15 protein-coding genes are annotated in these 17,691 nt (G+C 61.2%); 11 read left to right on the top strand and 4 right to left on the bottom strand.

All coding sequences use genetic code 11. The features are described from left to right. Positions 1-221: 221 nt before the first annotated feature. The 8 genes from VHAB30_RS22290 to VHAB30_RS22255 all read left to right on the top strand — a co-directional run bounded on the left by VHAB30_RS22290 (position 222) and on the right by VHAB30_RS22255 (position 9,678). On the top strand, positions 222-2,186 hold the full coding sequence (locus VHAB30_RS22290) for a glycosyltransferase family 4 protein (RefSeq protein ID WP_159273756.1): 1,965 nt from the start codon (positions 222-224) through the stop codon (positions 2,184-2,186). After that, entirely contained in the window at positions 2,179-2,946 is a 768-nt protein-coding gene (locus VHAB30_RS22285; RefSeq protein WP_159273757.1) for a glycosyltransferase family 2 protein, read from the top strand. Before VHAB30_RS22290 ends, VHAB30_RS22285 begins: the two co-directional genes overlap by 8 nt. A gap of 43 nt (positions 2,947-2,989) precedes the next feature. Continuing rightward, positions 2,990-4,528 carry a glucosyltransferase domain-containing protein gene (locus tag VHAB30_RS22280; RefSeq protein WP_159278646.1) on the top strand — a complete coding sequence of 513 codons (1,539 nt, stop codon included), beginning with the start codon at positions 2,990-2,992 and terminating at the stop codon, positions 4,526-4,528. A 74-nt stretch (positions 4,529-4,602) separates the two neighbouring features. Beyond that, positions 4,603-5,574, top strand: coding sequence for a glycosyltransferase (locus tag VHAB30_RS22275; protein ID WP_159273759.1), 972 nt, complete (start codon positions 4,603-4,605; stop codon positions 5,572-5,574). Then, a complete protein-coding gene (locus VHAB30_RS22270) occupies positions 5,571-6,527 on the top strand; it encodes an NAD-dependent epimerase/dehydratase family protein (RefSeq protein ID WP_159273760.1) in 957 nt (318 codons plus the stop codon). The genes VHAB30_RS22275 and VHAB30_RS22270 overlap by 4 nt, the downstream gene beginning before the upstream one ends. A 49-nt stretch (positions 6,528-6,576) precedes the next feature. Beyond that, positions 6,577-6,975, top strand: coding sequence for a GtrA family protein (locus VHAB30_RS22265; protein WP_159273761.1), 399 nt, complete (start codon positions 6,577-6,579; stop codon positions 6,973-6,975). A 148-nt stretch (positions 6,976-7,123) separates the two neighbouring features. Continuing rightward, positions 7,124-8,506 carry a rhamnosyltransferase WsaF family glycosyltransferase gene (locus tag VHAB30_RS22260; protein WP_235926889.1) on the top strand — a complete coding sequence of 461 codons (1,383 nt, stop codon included), beginning with the start codon at positions 7,124-7,126 and terminating at the stop codon, positions 8,504-8,506. After that, positions 8,506-9,678, top strand: coding sequence for a glycosyltransferase (locus tag VHAB30_RS22255; RefSeq protein ID WP_159273762.1), 1,173 nt, complete (start codon positions 8,506-8,508; stop codon positions 9,676-9,678). The genes VHAB30_RS22260 and VHAB30_RS22255 overlap by 1 nt, the downstream gene beginning before the upstream one ends. Positions 9,679-9,708: 30 nt before the next feature. Here VHAB30_RS22255 and VHAB30_RS22250 read toward each other — a convergent pair whose 3' ends face one another. Both VHAB30_RS22250 and VHAB30_RS22245 read right to left on the bottom strand, forming a co-directional pair. Further along, the gene (locus VHAB30_RS22250; protein WP_159273763.1) at positions 9,709-10,410 is read right to left on the bottom strand and encodes an ABC transporter ATP-binding protein; all 702 of its coding nucleotides are present in this window, start codon (positions 10,408-10,410) and stop codon (positions 9,709-9,711) included. A 3-nt stretch (positions 10,411-10,413) separates the two neighbouring features. Next, complete coding sequence (locus VHAB30_RS22245; protein WP_159273764.1) at positions 10,414-11,217, bottom strand: ABC transporter permease; 804 nt, start codon at positions 11,215-11,217, stop codon at positions 10,414-10,416. Between the two features lie 319 nt (positions 11,218-11,536). Between VHAB30_RS22245 and VHAB30_RS22240 the strand changes: the two genes are divergently transcribed. Both VHAB30_RS22240 and VHAB30_RS22235 read left to right on the top strand, forming a co-directional pair. Then, complete coding sequence (locus VHAB30_RS22240; RefSeq protein WP_159273765.1) at positions 11,537-12,541, top strand: glycosyltransferase family 2 protein; 1,005 nt, start codon at positions 11,537-11,539, stop codon at positions 12,539-12,541. Between the two features lie 10 nt (positions 12,542-12,551). Then, positions 12,552-13,616 carry a glycosyltransferase family 2 protein gene (locus VHAB30_RS22235; protein WP_159273766.1) on the top strand — a complete coding sequence of 355 codons (1,065 nt, stop codon included), beginning with the start codon at positions 12,552-12,554 and terminating at the stop codon, positions 13,614-13,616. 40 nt (positions 13,617-13,656) lie between these two features. On the opposite strand, the gene VHAB30_RS22230 is transcribed toward VHAB30_RS22235, so the two are convergent. Both VHAB30_RS22230 and VHAB30_RS22225 read right to left on the bottom strand, forming a co-directional pair. Beyond that, positions 13,657-15,675, bottom strand: a complete 2,019-nt coding sequence (locus VHAB30_RS22230) for an acyltransferase family protein (RefSeq protein WP_159273767.1) — start codon at positions 15,673-15,675, stop codon at positions 13,657-13,659. An 84-nt stretch (positions 15,676-15,759) separates the two neighbouring features. After that, a complete protein-coding gene (locus tag VHAB30_RS22225) occupies positions 15,760-16,518 on the bottom strand; it encodes a galactosyltransferase-related protein (protein WP_159273768.1) in 759 nt (252 codons plus the stop codon). Positions 16,519-16,563: 45 nt separating this feature from the next. Here VHAB30_RS22225 and VHAB30_RS22220 point away from each other — a divergent pair, with 45 nt between their 5' ends. Further along, positions 16,564-17,655 carry a glycosyltransferase family 4 protein gene (locus VHAB30_RS22220; RefSeq protein ID WP_062471143.1) on the top strand — a complete coding sequence of 364 codons (1,092 nt, stop codon included), beginning with the start codon at positions 16,564-16,566 and terminating at the stop codon, positions 17,653-17,655. Positions 17,656-17,691: the final 36 nt, after the last annotated feature.

Raw genomic sequence — 17,691 nt, 5'->3', positions numbered from 1 at the left:
CCGAATTCGAGGCGCCGTTTTTTGATCGCACGTCAATGAACGAATGCCAAGAGTGAGATTCTTGTCTTCTTGCTGTATTTGAAATATTCCCGCTGCCCGTGAATGTGAGTTGCTTCTGATGGAGTGAGCCGAACGGCTCCGGCCTCATGCGCATTCGATCGACGGACAAAGGCCTGAGCGTGTGAACGCGAGGAAGCGCATCAATTTTCATGAAACCCGGAATGAATTTCAAAAAGCTATTGAAGCGCAGCGCTCAGCTTGTGAACGAGTATCGCGATGCCGGTCTGCTCCGGCAGTCGGATCTGTTCGATAAAGAATGGTATCGGGAGCGCAATCCGGATGTTCCGGAAGGCGCTGAGATTCGGCATTTTCTTCGGTTCGGCGGCAGGGAAGGGCGTGCACCGAGCGAAAAATTCGATGCGGCAGGGTATCTGAAGGCCAACAAGGACGTGGCGTACAGGGGCCTCAATCCTTTGGTGCACTACCTCAAGTGGGGCAAAGAGGAGGGTCGGAAGGTTGCAGTTGCCCGCCCACCGATGCGCGTGCCCCTCTCCGAGAAGCGACGTTCGGCGCCAGCCATTGATCTCAGTCGCTATTCAAGAAATGGCACGTTGCTCGTGACAGAGCAGGAGATTCGCGATCTCGAATTGCTCCATGAAACGGACCTCTTCGATGCCGAGTGGTACCTCGAAAATTACCCGCATCTGAAGAATCAGGACCCTTACCTTCATTTCCTGCGGCATGGCGGCTTCGAAGGATTGAAGGCCAGTGAGAACTTCGATTGCGAGTGGTATTGCGACATCTATCCGGATGTCGTCTTGCACGGCGTGCACCCACTGCTGCACTACCTGAAGCACGGCATGAAGGAAGGTCGCTTCAAGGGCATGCCGCCCAAGATCGCATCGGTCGTCAAACGGACCGTTGCAGACCTGATGACGCTCGACCCCGAAATCGAATCGTGCCACCCGTTGCACGGCAAGCACTTGAGGCTGCGCCCGAATTTCAGCATCCCGACCGATGAACTCGGTGCAGCGTGGACTGAAATTTTTCATGATTTGCCTGCTGGAATCCGGCACGTCGTTTTCATGCCGTGGCTTGTCAAGGGCGGGGCGGATCTCGCTGGGGTCAACATCCTGCGCGCGGCCCAGGAGGCGGTTGGCGTTTCTGCCACGCTGCTCGTCTTGACCGATCATGACAAGGTTGACGCCTTCGACTGGCTCCCCTCGGGGTCACAGGTGCTGGTTTTGTCCGATTACGACGCCGATCTCAATCAGCAGAACAGACAACGCATTGTCGAGGCGCTCATATTCGCGCTTCAGCCCGAGTCGATCACGAACGTAAACAGCTTGGCGTGCTGGGCCGCCCTGGTCGAAAAGGGCAAGGCTTTTCAGTCGATATGCAAGGTCTACACGACGCTGTTCTGCCGCGACTTCACGGAAGATGGCCGCGGGGCGGGGTATGCGGATACGCACCTTCGGGCTGCGATCCATAACGTCGACAAGATCTATTTCGATACCAACGTCTTCCTTGAAGAAGTGGTGGCGAGGTATGGATTTACACCTGCATTGACGCAGAAGCTCCAGTTCCTGCCTCAGCCTGCATTGGACGATTTGCGAGAGATTGCGAAGAAAGCCCAAGCCGACGAACAGCGACCGGCCATCTTCTGGGCGGGCCGGTTCTGCCATCAGAAAAATACGGAGTTGTTGGGGCGGATCATCCGGTCTCTGCCGGAGGTCGCACTGGATGTCTACGGCGGCGGTGAGCCTCAGCGCGAAGCCGAACTGGCGGCGCTCGCAGAAACGCAGCCCAAGCTGCGTCTGCTGGGGATGTTCGCCTCGTTCAGCAAGCTTCCCCTGGAGCGGTATGCCGCCTTCCTCTTCACGTCGCGTTTCGAGGGCATGCCGACGGTCCTGATCAATGCCGCCGCCGCAGGCATCCCCATCATCGCGAGCAATGTCGGAGGCGTCTGCGAACTGGTGACCAACGAAACCGGATGGCTGATCGATGCCCTGGACGACGAGCGCGCCTACTGCGCGGCCATCCAGGAAATTCTCGACAACCCGGAAGAGGTGCAGCGTCGCCTGCAGGCCATGAGGAAAAAACTGGGCATCGAGCGTTCCTGGTCCGCATTCAAGGCAGGACTCCCTTTCTCATCCATATCCTCCAGCGAGGCCGAGCATGTCTAAGTTTCACGTCACGGCGATCGTCAATGGGCACAAGGAAGGCTTGTGGCTCAAGCCGGCATTGGACAGTGTCTGGGCCTGCTTCGAGGTGGCCCGAGAACAGGGTTTGACCACCGAGCTGCTCGTTGCGATGGACCGCGCGGACGCACTTTCTGTCGAGATCGTCAGCGACAGCGTCGCAAGGTTTCCTCATGTGCGCGTGGTTCCCATGAACCATGGTGATGTCGGGCATGCTCGAAACCAGGCGGCATTGATGGCCGAGGGCGAGTACGTGGCGTTTCTCGACGGCGACGATCTTTGGGGCCCTACCTGGCTTTCGGACGCCTATGCCATGGCGAGTGCGGACGAGCGGGAGCTCGTGCTTCACCCGGAGGTGAATGTCTATTTCGGGCACGACCCTCATGTTTTTGTGCATATCGATGCCGAAAGCAAGAATTTCGACACGGCCGCGCTTGCGTTGGTGAACTACTGGACGTCACTTTGTTTTGTGCGCAGGGAATTCCTTGTGGAAAATCCCTATCCGGAAACAGATCTGGCAGCACAAATAGGTTACGAAGATTGGGCTTGGAATCTCAAGGTGATGTCTGCGGGCGCCGTGCACAAATGCGTTCCAGGAACCGGGCATGCCATCCGGATGAAGAGAATTTCTTTGGTTCGTCAAACGAGTTCGGCAGGTTGCATCGCAGCGCCCAGTGATATTTTCAAGAAGGTCCTGAAAAACCAGGCAAGGAGGCCTGATTCGAAGCTTCGCATCGCAGTTTAGTTCGCGCTTCCCGAGAAGCTTCTTAATTTGGCTTCAATGTGTGATGGAAAAAACAAAATTCAAAATTCTTGACGGATGGGAGAACACTCATGTCAAGTTGCTGCTGATCGTATTTGGTGCAGCACTGATTGCAAAAGGCGGGGTTCTGGCGCGCGGCTTTGCCGTCGATGACTATGCGTTCGGGCAGGGATTTACAAAGGGCGAGCTGAGCGTATTCCTGACACAGGGCCGGTTCCTGCTTGGGGGCATTGACAGCTTCATCGACTCCCTCGGGGTGAACATCAATGACTTGTACATATCGCTCGGCGTCTGCGCGCTGCTCCTTCAGGCCGCGCTGGTCGTTTCCATCTTGCGATTCGTAGGTGTCGCGAATGCGCGGGGGGCGGCGTTGGTGGGCGCGGTCATGGTGGTCCACCCCTATCTGGCGGAGATACTGACCTTTCGCATGGTGTTGCCCGGGTATTGTGTAGCGGCGGCATTTTCCATCGTGTCGTTGGAGATGATCTTGCGAGGGCCGTTGAGGTGGCCGAACATCGTGATTTCACTGGGTGCCACGGTCGGCATGTTGTTCATCTACCAAGGGTTTCTGAACTATTTTTCCGTAGCCATCATTTTTACGTACCTGTTCGGAGCGATTTCCTGGAAACGAATCGGCTTTGACGTGGCCGACGGACAGGATCTCAAACGACGCGCGGCGGCATTGATGCTCGTCTGCCTTGCCTCTGCGTTTATCTTCCTGGTCATTCTTAGCGCATCGAAGAGCCTGGGGTGGATCGAGTTGACGGGACGAGCGAACCTCATTGAACGCGGGTTCCTTGTGGAGAGAATTGGGCAGATCAAGGATCTTCTGCTTCAGATCTACTGGTTGGGTGAGCCGGTATCCCCTCGGTGGTTGAAGGTTTTTGTTGCCGCGATGATTTCTATCGCTGTGATTTTGACGGCAAGAATTTTCTGGTCTCAGGAAAGAGATTCAAAGAAGTTTTTTGATTCTCTGGGCATTGCACTGAGTTTGCTCTTGCTGATTCCAGTGACGGTGGGCGTGATCGCTCCATTCAAGGACTGGCATCCCGTGCCGAGGGTGCTTCCCCAGGTTGCATTGATTGTCGGATTGCTGTTGCTTGTCGGCTATTCGGTGGTGCGAGGCTTTTTTGGAAAAATACCGGGGAGTATTTTTTCGGGATTTTTAACTCTCTTATTGGTGTCTTTTGTTCTCATAAGCAATCAAATATTTGCGGACCAAAAGAGGGTGAATTCGTGGGACAGGGCCGAGGCGAATCGAGTGATTGCTCGTCTTGAGCAAGAAGAGAAATTTTCGAGAGTTGAGTATGTTTTTGTAAGCAGCGGGAGTTGGCATCGCTCTTCTCGGTTGAATACGATTCAGGGGGATATGAATATTTCAGCGTTTTCTCCAGAATATTCAAGAGTGCCATTGCTTGTTGAGGTTTCCGGCTATGCCTTCAAAAAATCCTCTGCTGATCAAAATATGATTGGTGAAAAGTTTTGCGAAAAATCCAAGCCGTGGCCAGATAGAGGGTCAATCTCTATTGTTGAAAATCTGGCCATTGTTTGCTTGAAGAAGTGAATTTTGTTTTGAAGGAAATTCCGGGCTTGCGTTCTATTTCAATGGCAAAAAATTAAACTGTTAGAATTATTAAAATGAACAGGTTAGAACGAATTTCCATAGTGATCCCGGTTTATTCGGGGGAAGAAACGTTGCCAATTCTCGTGGCCGAAATCGAGAAACTGACACACCCGCAAGTCACAGCGGGCGGCAACTCGTTTGTTGTCAGCGAAGTCGTGCTGGTCCACGATTGCGGCCCGGATCGGTCGGACCTCACCATGACCGCGCTCGCGGAGAGCCATGCATTCGTTCAACCGGTATGGCTGTCCCGGAACTATGGACAGCACGCCGCCACCATGGCCGGCATGGCCAGCGCTACGGGGGACTGGGTCGTGACCATGGACGAAGACGGCCAGCAGGACCCCACAAGCATCGGCGCGATGCTTGACCTGGCCTTGAATGCTTCGCTCCAGCTCGTCTACGCACAACCCACGAATCCGCCGCCGCATGGCTGGTTGCGCAACCTGATGAGCCGGACGGCCAAAGGCATCAGCACGCGTCTTCTCGGCAACAAGACCATCGGCCGCTTCAACAGCTTCCGGTTCATCGATGGCGAAATTGCCAGGACGTTGTCCGCCTATTGCGGCAATGGTGTTTATCTGGATGTCGGGCTGTTCTGGATCACGGGCCGTGTGGGGCACTGCCCATTGCGCCTCAGGGAAGAACTGGGCCGCCCCTCGGGTTATTCTTTCTTGTCACTGGTCAGGCATTTCTGGAGCCTGGTGCTCACGACCGGCACCCGACCGCTGCGTCTCATCACCATCATGGGATTCTTCTCGATTCTGTTGGCGATGGGATTTGCGATCTACGCCATCTACGAAAAGTACACAGGGCAGGTCCCGGTCGAAGGGTGGACATCGCTCGCTGTCGTGGTGGCATTTTTCTCTGGCGTCATCCTGACGGCGCTTGGTGTGATCGCGGAGTACCTGGCGGTGACGATGGGCATTGCCATGGGCAAGCCGCTCTATGTGGTGAGCTCGAAGCCGACCCGGTCGAATCGCCCATGACCTTGACGTGGGTCCTCGGTAGCCGCGGTTTGCTGGGCTCCGCTTTTTGTCGTGCCCTGCGACTCGATGGGTCAGAGACATTCGTTCCTGCTGAGCATTTCAGCTGGGGGGATGAAGCACGGCTCGCGTTGCAGATCGAGGCCGCAGTCGACGCTTTTTCGTCCCACGCGCGTCAAGCATCCAGGTGGGAGATCTACTGGGCCGCCGGTATCGGAACGATGGGCAGTGCCGAGGAATCACTTGAGCCTGAGGTGCGGGCGCTCGCGTTGCTCGTTCGGCTGATCGAGTCGAACGACGCGCTGTTGGCGATGCCGGGTGCGCTGGTGCTTTCGAGCTCTGCCGGAGCCATCTACGCGTCGTCCAAGGACGAGGTCATCACCGAGAACTCCGTACCGGCGCCCAATAGCGCCTACGCGCGAGCAAAGCTGCGCCAGGAAGACCTGCTGCGCGATTTCGGAGTTGCACACCCGCAGATCTGCGTGTTGCTGGCCCGGATATCGACTCTCTACGGCGCGGGGCAGGCCATTGGCAAGGCGCAAGGGCTTCTGACGCACATGGCCCGCAGCATCGTGCGCAATCGCCCGGTCGGTATCTATGTTCCGATCGACACCATCCGCGACTACATCTCGGTGGACGATGCGGCATCCGAGATCATTGGCACCCTGCGCGAACCGGGTTTCTGGCCGGGCGTGCTGCTGAAGATCGTCGCATCGGGACGGCCGACAACGATCGCTGAGATCATTTCCATTTTCAAGAGAATTTCCAGAAAGCCGCCCAAGATCACGACGGGTGCCAGCAAGGTTTCCAGCCTCTATCAAAGAAAAATTCAATTCCGGTCTGTTGTCGGAAATGGAAGGCGGTTGTCGCAGATACGCAGCCTGGGAGTTGGAATACATCAGATCCTCAGTGCCGAGCGGGCCGCACATGCCAATCCGGAGAGACTCCTCCGATGACGGATTTTCAATTTTTGAGTGCTTTTCGGATTTGTAGGCAGAAATTGGTATGAAGAGGGGTGAAATTTTTTCCTTTCAATTCGTTCGATTTCTCGTGGTTGGTGTTGTCAATACATTGGTTGGCTTGTCGATAATCTATTCTGCCAAGTATTTTTTCAAAGCCGGCGATGTCGCCGCCAATGCCATTGGCTACGGGGTTGGAATCTGCGTGAGTTTTATCTTGAACAGCCGATGGACATTTGCATACAGCGGCCTCATGGTCCCCGCGGCAGTGAAGTTCTTTTTAGCCACAGCGGTGGCATATGCAGCCAATCTGTTGACAGTCATGACGGCAATCGATGGGTTTGGTATAAATACCTATCTGGCTCAGGCGCTTGGCATGCCGGTCTATACGGTTGTGGCATACCTGATAAGTAAGTACTTGGTGTTTCGTTTGAAAATAGAATAAACACCATGTCTTCGTGGTGTGTGAAACGGAAAGCTGAGTGTTTATTTGTAGAGGTTCGGTTTAGGTCGATAAGCCCTGGCTACTCCGCCAAAAGGTAGGGTCGATTTGATTTTCTCTCTCGCGATGTTGCATATTCCGACGATCTCTCGTGTCGGAGTTTGATAAAGAAAAACAGGAAACAAAAATGAGTATGCGAGGTCGACGCTTCGTGGAGTTCTGGAGAGAGCACGGAACCCGAGCGGCTGCAAGATTGATTCGCGAAAAGCTAGGGGACGTCATCGCCGGCCGTGCGGTGTTCACGAAGGTGGAAGTCGCGCCGGCCATCGTCGAGCGCGGCGGGACGGTGCCGCAAATCTGCGGGCAGCGCTTTATTTCGCAGCAGCCCCTGCAAACCTATGTCATTCCGCAGCCTTCGCTGCCGCGCGTCAGCCTGGTGACGGACAGCATCGGCTCGGACAGCCTGTTCGGGGGCGTGGGTACGGCCTTGCTGTTCTCGGCCCAGTTGGCCAATCGCATGAACGCAACGTTGCGGGTCGTGACCCGGACCGAAGCCCCCATTCCCGGCAATGCCTGGCAGATCCTGAATGCGTACGGCGTCGAACTCCAGCACGAAATCCAGTTCGCTTTCGCACCGCTCTCGGACATGAATCCGGATGCAAGCCGACAGGGCGAAACGGCTTCGCCCGGTTTGGACATCCACTCGGACGAAACTTTCATCACGACCTCCTGGTGGACGACGGCCGCCGCGTTGCCGAGTGTTCCGCATGCATCGATCATCTATCTCCTCCAGGAGGATGAGCGCATGTTCTATCCGTTTGGCGAGGAGCGAGTGCATTGCGAGCAGGTCTTGCGCACCGAGGACATCCGCTTCGTCGTCAATACGCAGTTGCTCTACGACCATCTGATTGCCTCCGGCCTCACGCACCTGAGCCGCACGGGGTGCTGGTTCGAGCCGGCGTTTCCGAAGTCGCTGTTCCATGTGCGTGATCGTGAGCCGGGAGGCAAGAAGCGCTTCTTCTTCTACGCCCGCCCCAACAATCCGCGCAACCTCTTCCATGTCGGCCTGACGCTCCTCGATCGCGCAGTCAATGAAGGCATTCTCGACCTCGAGCAGTGGGATGTGTTCCTCGTTGGGAAGGACATTCCGAACGTGGCGTTTGCCGATGGCAGCAGGCCTCAGCGATGCGAGGGGCTCGGTTGGAAGGCCTATGCCGATCTCGTGGGCACCATCGATCTGGGGCTCAGCCTGATGTACACGCCGCATCCGAGCTATCCGCCATTCGATCTCGCAGCCAGCGGTGCGGTGGTGGTGACGAACAGGTTCGCCAACAAGCAGGATCTTTCAAGCTATTCGCCGAACATTCTTTGCGCGGATCTGGACGTGGAGGCCTTGCTCGAGGCTCTACGGGAAGGGGTCGCACTGGCAGGAGACGCGCAAACGCGCAGTCGCAACTACGCCGCGAACGGGTTGGGCACGGATTGGGCGCAGGCGTTCGAAGCGGTCCTTCGAGCGCTCACGGCGGCACGCTGATGTTTGCGCTGAACACACCCGGCGTTCCCTATGCGGACCCTTGGCTTCTGCCGGTTTCCGCACGCCTGGCCATGTTGCATAGGCGTTCGGTGCGTGTGGCGTACTTCTATGAGGAGCCCAACAACAGCACGTTCCGCTACCGGGCCTACAACATGGCCCAGGTGCTCAACGAACTCGATGCGGGCAGCCATGTTTCAGCCAGCTACTTCTTCTTGTCCGACAGTGCGCGTTTCGACGAGATCGCCGATGCCGCGGATGTGCTGGTCATCTGCCGCTCGCGCTATTGCCACCAGGTCAACGGCCTGATCACCAAGTTCCGCGCGCGCCGCAAGCGTGTGCTGTTCGACGTCGACGACCTGGTGTTCGACACGGACTATGCCCACCTGGTGGTTGCAACCCTGGGCCTCGATGTCACGCAGAAAGGGCTGTGGGACGACTGGTTCGCCATGATCTCCCGCATGGGGCAGACGTTGAGACTGTGTGACGGAGCCATCACGACCAATGACTTCCTGGCTCGGAAACTGGCGGACTATTCGGGCCTTCCCGTGTCCGTGGTGCCGAACTTCATGAACAAGGAGCAGCTAGGGCTTGCGGAGAAGGTCTTTGCCGAGAAGCAACGCATGCGCTTCTCGGGTGACGGCAAGGTCACCCTGGGCTATTTCAGCGGTTCGCCTTCGCACCGCCTGGACTACGCCATCGTGGAGCCGGCGCTGGCGGAGGTGCTGGCGATGCGGCCGAATATCGAGGTGATGGTGGTCGGCTACATCGACCACGGGCCCGCGATGCGCGCCTTCTCGAATCGCGTCAGTCGGCAGCCGTTCCATGACTACGTGAACCTGCAGCGGCTGCTCGGAACGGTCGAGTTCAATCTCATGCCGCTGCAATCGAATGCTTTCACCGACTGCAAGTCCGAACTGAAGTACTTCGAGGCGGCGAGCGTGGGCACCTTGAGCATCGCTTCGCCGAGCTTCACCTATCGCCGCGCCATTCGTCACGGCGAAAACGGCTATATCGCGAAAGCCCATGAGTGGGCCTCGGCGATCCTGCAGGCGGTGGACCGCAGTGCCGAGAGCTATGAGGTGATGGCGACCGAGGCCCGGCGCGATGCGCTGCAGAAGTTCGGCTGGCAGCACCAGACCGAAGCGATCCTCAACGCATTGCAGATCGCCTGACCGGCCGGGCGCTTCCCGGGGCGCGCTTCTTCAGCGTTCGACGATCCGCCCGTGTTCCATATGGATCACGCGATTGCACTCCTTGGCAATCAGCTCCGGTGAGTGGGAGGCCAGGACCAGAATGCCCGACTTCGACACCACATCGCGCATCCGCTTCTCTGCCTTCTCGGTGAAGGCGGCGTCGCCCACCGACAGCCATTCGTCCATCAGCAGGATGTCGGCTTCGACGCTGGTCGAGATGGAGAACGCCAGTCGCATCATCATGCCGGTCGAGTAGGTGCGAACAGGCATGTTGACGTACTCGCCCAGGCCGCTGAATTCGCAGATGTCCGGCGTGAGTCGGTCGACTTCTTTCTTGCTCATGCCCATTACGAGGCCGCGCAGCATGATGTTCTCGATGCCGGTGGCGTCCATCTCGATGCCCAGTGCGGGGTCGATCAGGCTGGCCACGGAGCCCTGGCGCGTGAACTCGCCCGACGACGGTTCATAGACGCCCGCCAGCGTGCGCAGCAGCGTGGACTTGCCCGCGCCGTTGTGGCCGATCAGCCCCAGCCGGTCGCCGCTCTTGAGTTCGAGGTTGAGGCCGCTGAGCGCCTGCACCACGGTGACGCCGGTTTCCTTGCCGAAGCGCCCGCCGGTGACGGAGGCCGCCAGCGTCTTCTTGAGTGACACCGAGCCTGCCCCGTAGATGGGGAAGCTGACCGAAACGTTCTTGAGTGAAATGGATGCCATGGATCAGAGCCAGTAAACGACGCGGCGACGGTATTTGACGAACATCACGCTCGCGGCGGTCAGGCACAACACGGTCCACACGCCGATACCGATCCAGCTGTGGAGGTGGGCTTCGCCGCCCATCAGCGGGGTGCGCAACAGGTCGAGCATCTGCGCAAAGGGATTCCACAGCACGTATTTGGCGCGGCCCGGGAGGTTCTCGGGAAGCCAGAAAACAGGGGTAAGGAACATCAGCATCTGCATGATGCTGGTGATGATCTGCGTCACGTCGCGATAGCGGGTGCAGATGAGGCCCAGCAGCAGGCCGAGCGCATGGGCGTTGACGACGAGGATCAGGAAGGCCGGAATGACCATGAGCGCCGACCACGACAGCGAGACGCCGGCCCAGATGGCGACAGGGATGTACAGCACGATCTGGTGGGCGAACTGGATCAGGTTGCGCCCCAAGGCCCGCCACACGAAGAGGCTGATGGGAAAGTAGCCCTGCTTCAGGTAGTTGGAGGCGCCGACGAAGGCGTTGCAGGCATCGGTGACTACGGCGGAGAAGAACCCCCAGAAGATCACGCCGAGTGCCAGGTGCGGGAAGAACTTGTCCAGGTGGGTGCCGAAGAGCGAGGCATACAGTGGCCCCATGCCGCCGATCATGACGCCCATGCTCAGTGTGAGCCACAGGGGGCCCAGCATGGAGCGGCGATAACGCAGCACCACGTCGAACCATGCCAGCGTCCACCAGATATCGGTGCGGCGGGTGCCTTCCCACCAGTCGGCCAGGGCGCTTCGGTGGAGATTGGAATGAACTTGGCTCATGCGTGTGCGTCAGTGTCTTTGTCTGCCATGCGGATGCTGATGTGCAGGGTCAGGTTCCCACCGCCGCGTGAAACGGCGATGAGCAAAAGCGCTTCGTGGCCGAGGGGGTCAAGCGGGATTTCTTGGAGGGCTATGGCCGGATGGGCCGGGACGGTGCTCGTGCGAGCCCGCGCATTTTATTCAGAGTATCAACTGAGAGATAATTTTACCGGCTCCGGTTCCCCTGCAATTCGTAACCATGGAAGAGCCCCCCGCTCCCCCGATCGGACGGGCTGCGGCTGCCATCGGCAGCATGCCCGACAGAAAAAACGATCCACCCATGCGTAACTCCCGTCCCCTCGAAGTCTCCGTCGCCCTGTGCACCTACAACGGCGCCCGCTTCCTGCGCGAGCAGGTGCGCAGCATCTGCCTGCAGACCCGGCCGCCGATCGAGATCGTGCTGTCCGACGATGCCTCGCGCGACGGCTCGGTCGATGTCGTGCGCGCCACGGTGGCCGAGTGCGCGGCGGAGCGCCCCGGGCCGCCCATCGCCCTGCGGGTCTTCGAGAACCCGGTGGCCCTGAGGGTCGTGAAGAATTTCGAACAGGCCATCTCGGCCTGCACCGGCGACCTGATCGCGCTGAGCGACCAGGACGACGTGTGGGTGCCCGACCGGCTCGAGCGGATGGTGGCGCCCTTCGTGCAGGACGACAACCTCTGGCTGCTGCACACCGATGCGCGCCTGGTGGATTCCCAAGGCCGCGACCTGGGCAACACGCTGTTCCACGCGCTGGAGGTCACGCCGTCCGAGATCGAGCGAATTCACACCGGCCGGGCCTTCGACGTGTTCCTGCGCCGCAACCTCGTGACCGGCGCCACCACGGTTTTCCGTCGCTCGCTGCTCGCCGATGCCTTGCCGTTGCCGGTGGAGTGGGTGCACGACGAATGGCTGGCCATCATCGCGTCGACGACGTCGCGGGTCGACCTGCTGGAAGAGTCCCTCATCGAATACCGCCAGCACGAATCCAACCAGATCGGTGCCCGCCGCGACACCTTCAAGGAAAAGGTGCGCAAGGCGCTCGCCTCGCGGGGCAACACGCACGTCGAGCGCGCGATCAAGGCCGAGTTGTTGCTGGAGCGCTTGCTCCAACTGGGCGATCGCGTGCCCCCCGAGATCATCGACAAGGTGCGCAGCAAGATCGTGCACCAGCGCTTCCGCGCCGCCTTGCCGGCCTCGCGCTTGGCCCGGTGCGTGCCGATCCTGCGCGAGGCCATGACCGGTCGCTACGACAAGTTCGGCCGCGGGGTGCGCGGCGTGGTCCGCGATCTTTTCGAATCCGTCTGACACAACAACAATGAACCCAACCAACGTCCCCGCGAACCCTTCCCCGCCCGGCGAGCCGATGGCCTGGCCGAACGTCGTGGTCATCATCCCGTTCTACAACGGCGCCGATTTCATCGAGCGCTCGGTGAAGAGCGTGTTCGAGCAGTCGGTGCCGGCACATGAGGTGATCGTGGTCAACGACGGCTCGCGCCCGGAAGAGCGCGCCGCGCTCGACGGGCTGGCGGCCCGCTATCCGTTTCGCATCCTCGACAAGGAGAACGGCGGCCAGGGCTCGGCGCGCAATGCGGGCGTGGCGGCGTCGACCTCCGAGTACATCTGCTTCCTGGACCAGGACGACTTCTACCTGCCGAACCACATCGAGACGCTGGTGTCGTCGATCCCGTGGGACGACCGCCTGTTCGGCTACATCTACGCCGACCTGTACGAAGCGGACGGCGACGGCAACGTGATCCGCACCGGCGTCATCAAGGACCACGCGCAGCACCCGAAGCGCAGCATCTTCGACCTGCTGCGCTACGACATGTTCGTGCTGCCCTCGGCCGCGCTGGTGAGCCGCAAGGCCTTCGACGCGGTGGGCGGCTTCGACTCGCAGTTTATGGGCTACGAGGACGACGACCTGTTCCTGCGCATCTTCCGCAAGGGCTACAGCAATCACTTCGTGGACAAGGCGGTGACGGTCTGGTGCATCCACACGGCCAGCACCTCGTTCGGTATCCGCATGGTGCGCAGCCGCTTCAAGTACTTCAAGAAGCTGCTGCAGATGTTCCCCGACGAGCACCAGCGCGGTCGCTACTACCTGCGCGAATACCTGATGCCGCGCTTCCAGCTGTTCTTCGTGAACGAGGCGATCGAGGCCATCAAGAAGGACGACCAGTACCGCGGCGAGATGACGGCGGTGCTCGATGACTACGCGGCCATCGTCTTCGCGAACCCGTATGTGGGCCGCAAGAAGAAGCTGCGGTTGTGGATCACGCTGTTCCTGCTGCGCCGGAGCACGCCGGGCATGGTGCGCTTCATTGGCGCGCTGACGAAGCTGCCGGGCATCCGCAGCCTGCGCAAGGTCTACAAGTCCTGATGCGCGCCGCGGCGGCCCGCAGGCCGCCGCAGCCTGGTCCTCAGCGGGCCGGCGCCGACGTCATCGCCGGGTCCATGTAGGTGGCGTGCGAGCGCACGTACTCGGCGCGCAGGTGGCCTGCGTCCTTGTAGATCGGCGTGGCGTCGGCATCGGCGCGGGTGCACCAGTCCTTCTGGCACAGGGTCGGGATCGGGTCGATCACGATGGCGCCGCTGCGCTGCGCGATCTGCCGCATGCGCTCGTGCAGCGCCTTCTGCCGCGGGTCCCAGGGGGCGGTGGGCGACATCTTGCCCACTTGCATGTCGCCCAGTCGGCCACCCTTGATGAACTCCTCGGGGCCGAAGCCCTCGCCGACCGGGTTGTCCAGCAGCAGGTAGACCTGCTTGTGCTTGGCCAAGGTGGTCAGCACGGTCTCGAGCATGTTGAGCGAGAAGTCCACGCCGCCGCCGCCCATGAAGCGCCGCTTGTCCTTGCCGTCGAAGAAGTAGTAGCGGTCGGCCGCTGCGTTCTCGGCGTTGGGCTTGCCGGTCTCGGAGAAATAGCAGTTCCAGCAGCCACCGAAGACGACGGCGTCGAACCGGTCGCTCATGGCCAGCCGCATGCCGCCGTCGCGGCGTTCGCCGCAGAGGTTGTTCTGCTCGTCGACCACGTTGGGAATCGGCGGGCAGGCGCCCCACGTCACGAAAGAGAGCGAATCGAGGGTGCCCGGCGAGGTCTTGGAGAGCTCGACGGCGCGCGGCCCGTACTGCTCGACGTGGCTGTCCCCGAAGAACAGCACCCGTCGCTTGCCCTGCCCGATCTGCTGCAGCACCTCGCCGTCGACCTTGATCGGGCTCAGGCCATCCGGGTAGGCCCAGTCCTTGGCGGCCGCGGCGGTCTTGTTGAAGTACGGATCGCTGTGGCGGCCCACGTAGTAGCGCGTGGTCGCCAGCAGGCCGAGCACGACGAAGCCGATCATCACGGCCACCAGCCCCGCCGTCACCGTCGGGTTCTCGCTGCGGCGCGTGTAGCGCTCGACGAACCGGTAGGTCAGCCACGCCAGCACGAACGACGCCACCAGCATCAGCGCGCGGATGCCGTCCGACGGCAGCTTGCCCTCGAGGATGCGCGCATAGGCCAGCAGTGGCCAGTGCCACAGGTACAGCGGGTAGCTGATCAGGCCGACCCACACCATCGGCTTGGACGCGAGCACATAGCGGTTGAGCACGCCGGTCGGCCCGGCGGCGATGCAGAAGAAGGCGCCCACCGACGGCAGGATGGCCCAGAACCCCGGGAAGGCCTTGCCGCCGCGGATGTAGCACAGCCCCAGCACGATCAGTACGAGGCCGGCAATCGACTGCGCGTGGCGGCTCCAGCCCGCCTTCGGCGGCGGGCGGTGCAGCCGCGCATAGGCCAGCATGCCGCCGATCATCAGTTCCCAGAAGCGCGACAGCGGCGAATAGAACGCGGCCGTGCGGTGGCTGTGGATGGTCGTCACGTTGAGCAGGAACGACATTGCCGCCACCGTGCCGAGCACCGCGAGCATGCGCCACTTGCGCTTCCAGGCCAGGCCCAGCAGCACGGGCCAGAAGATGTAGAACTGCTCTTCGATGGCCAGCGACCACAGGTGCAGCAGCGGTTTGGTCTCGGCGGCGTTGTCGAAATAGCCGGCCTCGCTCCAGAAGGCGAAGTTCGAGACGAAGCCTGCGCCCGCGGCCACGTGCTTGCCCAGCTGTTCCCATTCGTGCGGCAGCAGGGCGAACCAGCCGAAGGCCATGGTGGCCAGCAGCACCAGCGCCAGCGCCGGGAAGATGCGCTTCACGCGGCGCGCATAGAACTCGCGGTAGCTGAAGCCGTCGCCCTGGAAGCTGCCCAGGATGATGGTGGTGATCAGGAAGCCCGAGATGACGAAGAAGATGTCGACGCCGATGAAGCCGCCCTTGATCCACTGCGGGAACGCGTGGTAGCCGAGCACCGAGAGCACCGCGACGGCGCGCAGCCCGTCGATGTCCGGGCGGTATTTCGGGTGAACCAGGTGGGCGTGTTCGGGGAGGGAGGTCGGGCTGCTCGTGGTCGTCATCGTCGGTGCTGAAAGCGGCGCTAGCGGGCTTTTCGTGCGGGCTTTTCGGCCCCGATTGTCCTCGCAAACGCCGGCGTGCCTTTTTCAGGCGGCGGCGCGCTGCAGCCGCCAGTAGCGCCAGAAAGCGCCCGATAGCCACACCTTGAGCAGGCTGGTCACGTGCCAGTACAGGTACTTCTTGCTGCGGTGGCTGGCGCGCTGGGCGTCGTGGCGCGCGCGCAGGTCTTCGGTCACCTGGAGCTTCCAGCCGGCCAGCCGGGTGCGGGCGCAGATGTCGAAGTCTTCCCCGTACATGAAGAAGCGTTCGTCGAAGCCGCCGATGCGGCGGTAGGCCTCGCTGCGGAACAGCATGAACAGGCCCGGAATCCAGGCCGGCACGGCCGGCGGCTGGTAGCCGGGCTTCTTGCGGCCCAGGATCTCGAAGGGGGTCAGCAGCGCGCGGTGCGGCTCGGGCTCGGGCCGGCCCGACTCCAGGATGCGCGGCGTCATCAGGCCGGCGTCGGGCGCGGCCTGGGCGAGCATCGGGGCGAGCACGTCGGCGTCGAAGCGGATGTCGGGGTTGAGCACCAGGAACCAGGGCGTGTCGCAGCGCGCGAAGGCCTGGTTGTGGTTGGCGCCGAAGCCCAGGGGCGCCACGTTCTCGATCCGCTCGATGGCGAAACCCCACTGTCGTCCTGCAAGCAGGTCGGCCTCGGGAATGTTCAGCGTGAGCACGACCTTGGCGATCGCGTCCCGGCTGTGCCGGTCGAGCTGCTCGAGCAGCGGCAGCACCAGCGCGAGCTGGCCGTGGCTCACGATCGACAGGGTGACCGGGGCGTGGGGTGAAGAAGGGGGCGTGGGCATGGTCTAATTTCGCTCGGGAATTCTAGGGTTCCCCCAACCCCACACATGATTGCCCTGATCATCCTCAGTTTCTTCGTCTCCGCCATCGCGGTGCAGCTGTTCATGCGCCGCGCGCGCAGACACGCGCGCCGCTATGGCGCCGACATGCCCCAGCGTTTCCACAAGGGCCACGTGCCGCGCCTGGGCGGGGCCGGCATCATGCTCGGCATGAGCGCGGCCTGGTTGGGCGCCGGCCTGATCGAGCCGCTGAACATCGCCTGGCCGCTCAAGTCCTCGATGCTCACGCTGGTGTGCATCCTGCCCGCCGTGCTCGGCGGCATCGTCGAAGACGTGACCCAGCAGGTCAAGGTGCGCTACCGGCTGGGCCTGACCATCGGCTCGGCGCTGCTGGTGTGCTGGGTGCAGGGGCTGGGCGTGGCGCGCACCGGCTTCGAGACGCTCGACGGCTGGCTGGCGCTGCTGCCCTATGCCTCACTGGTCTTCGCGGCCCTGGCGATCGGCGGCCTGCCGCATGCCTTCAACATCATCGACGGCTACAACGGGCTGGCCGGCACCGTGGCCGTGCTCGTGTGCCTGGCGATCTCGCACGTCGCGCTGCAGCTGGGCGACCGGCAGCTGGCCGCGATGGTGATCTGCCTGGTCGGCGCCACCTTCGGCTTCCTGGTCTGGAACTACCCGCGCGGCAAGATCTTCGCCGGCGACGGCGGCGCCTACGTCTGGGGCATGGTGATCGCCGTGGCCTGCGTGACGCTGGTGCAGCGCCACCGCGTGGTGTCGCCGTGGTTCCCGATGCTGCTCTTGATCTACCCGGTGTGGGAGACGCTGTTCTCCATCTACCGCAAGCTGGCCCGGGGCCAGTCGCCGGGCACGGCCGACGCGCTGCACTTCCACCAGCTGATCTTCCGGCGCATCGTGCGCGTGGCCTTCGCGGACGACGAGGCGCGCCAGCTGCTGGCGCGCAACAACCGCACTTCGCCGTACCTGTGGATGTTCGCCGCGCTGTCGGTGGTGCCTGCGGTGCTGTTCTGGAACAACACCTTCGTGCTGATGCTGTTCTGCCTTCTGTTCGTCACGACCTACGTCGGGGCGTACCTGATGATCGTGCGCTTCAAGGTCCCGCGCTGGCTGCGGCCCTGACCGCCGGCACCGCCTTGTTGCGAGAATTCTTCCCAT

Origin of the sequence: Variovorax boronicumulans (genome assembly GCF_009811375.1) — a bacterium.
GTDB classification, from domain to species: Bacteria; Pseudomonadota; Gammaproteobacteria; order Burkholderiales; family Burkholderiaceae_C; genus Variovorax; species Variovorax boronicumulans.
Note: the sequence above shows the minus strand (reverse complement) of the source record. Positions and strands in the feature narration are given on the sequence as shown.

Bases quoted from the DNA above. Each gene is read 5' to 3' on its own strand.
- VHAB30_RS22275 (WP_159273759.1), top strand. From the start codon at position 4,603: ATGAACAGGTTAGAACGAATTTCCATAGTGATCCCGGTTTATTCGGGG.
- VHAB30_RS22245 (WP_159273764.1), bottom strand. From the start codon at position 11,217: ATGAGCCAAGTTCATTCCAATCTCCACCGAAGCGCCCTGGCCGACTGG.
- VHAB30_RS22265 (WP_159273761.1), top strand. From the start codon at position 6,577: ATGAAGAGGGGTGAAATTTTTTCCTTTCAATTCGTTCGATTTCTCGTG.
- VHAB30_RS22270 (WP_159273760.1), top strand. From the start codon at position 5,571: ATGACCTTGACGTGGGTCCTCGGTAGCCGCGGTTTGCTGGGCTCCGCT.
- VHAB30_RS22280 (WP_159278646.1), top strand. From the start codon at position 2,990: ATGGAAAAAACAAAATTCAAAATTCTTGACGGATGGGAGAACACTCAT.
- VHAB30_RS22230 (WP_159273767.1), bottom strand. From the start codon at position 15,675: ATGACGACCACGAGCAGCCCGACCTCCCTCCCCGAACACGCCCACCTG.
- VHAB30_RS22240 (WP_159273765.1), top strand. From the start codon at position 11,537: ATGCGTAACTCCCGTCCCCTCGAAGTCTCCGTCGCCCTGTGCACCTAC.
- VHAB30_RS22255 (WP_159273762.1), top strand. From the start codon at position 8,506: ATGTTTGCGCTGAACACACCCGGCGTTCCCTATGCGGACCCTTGGCTT.
- VHAB30_RS22220 (WP_062471143.1), top strand. From the start codon at position 16,564: ATGATTGCCCTGATCATCCTCAGTTTCTTCGTCTCCGCCATCGCGGTG.
- VHAB30_RS22235 (WP_159273766.1), top strand. From the start codon at position 12,552: ATGAACCCAACCAACGTCCCCGCGAACCCTTCCCCGCCCGGCGAGCCG.
- VHAB30_RS22225 (WP_159273768.1), bottom strand. From the start codon at position 16,518: ATGCCCACGCCCCCTTCTTCACCCCACGCCCCGGTCACCCTGTCGATC.
- VHAB30_RS22285 (WP_159273757.1), top strand. From the start codon at position 2,179: ATGTCTAAGTTTCACGTCACGGCGATCGTCAATGGGCACAAGGAAGGC.
- VHAB30_RS22250 (WP_159273763.1), bottom strand. From the start codon at position 10,410: ATGGCATCCATTTCACTCAAGAACGTTTCGGTCAGCTTCCCCATCTAC.
- VHAB30_RS22290 (WP_159273756.1), top strand. From the start codon at position 222: ATGAATTTCAAAAAGCTATTGAAGCGCAGCGCTCAGCTTGTGAACGAG.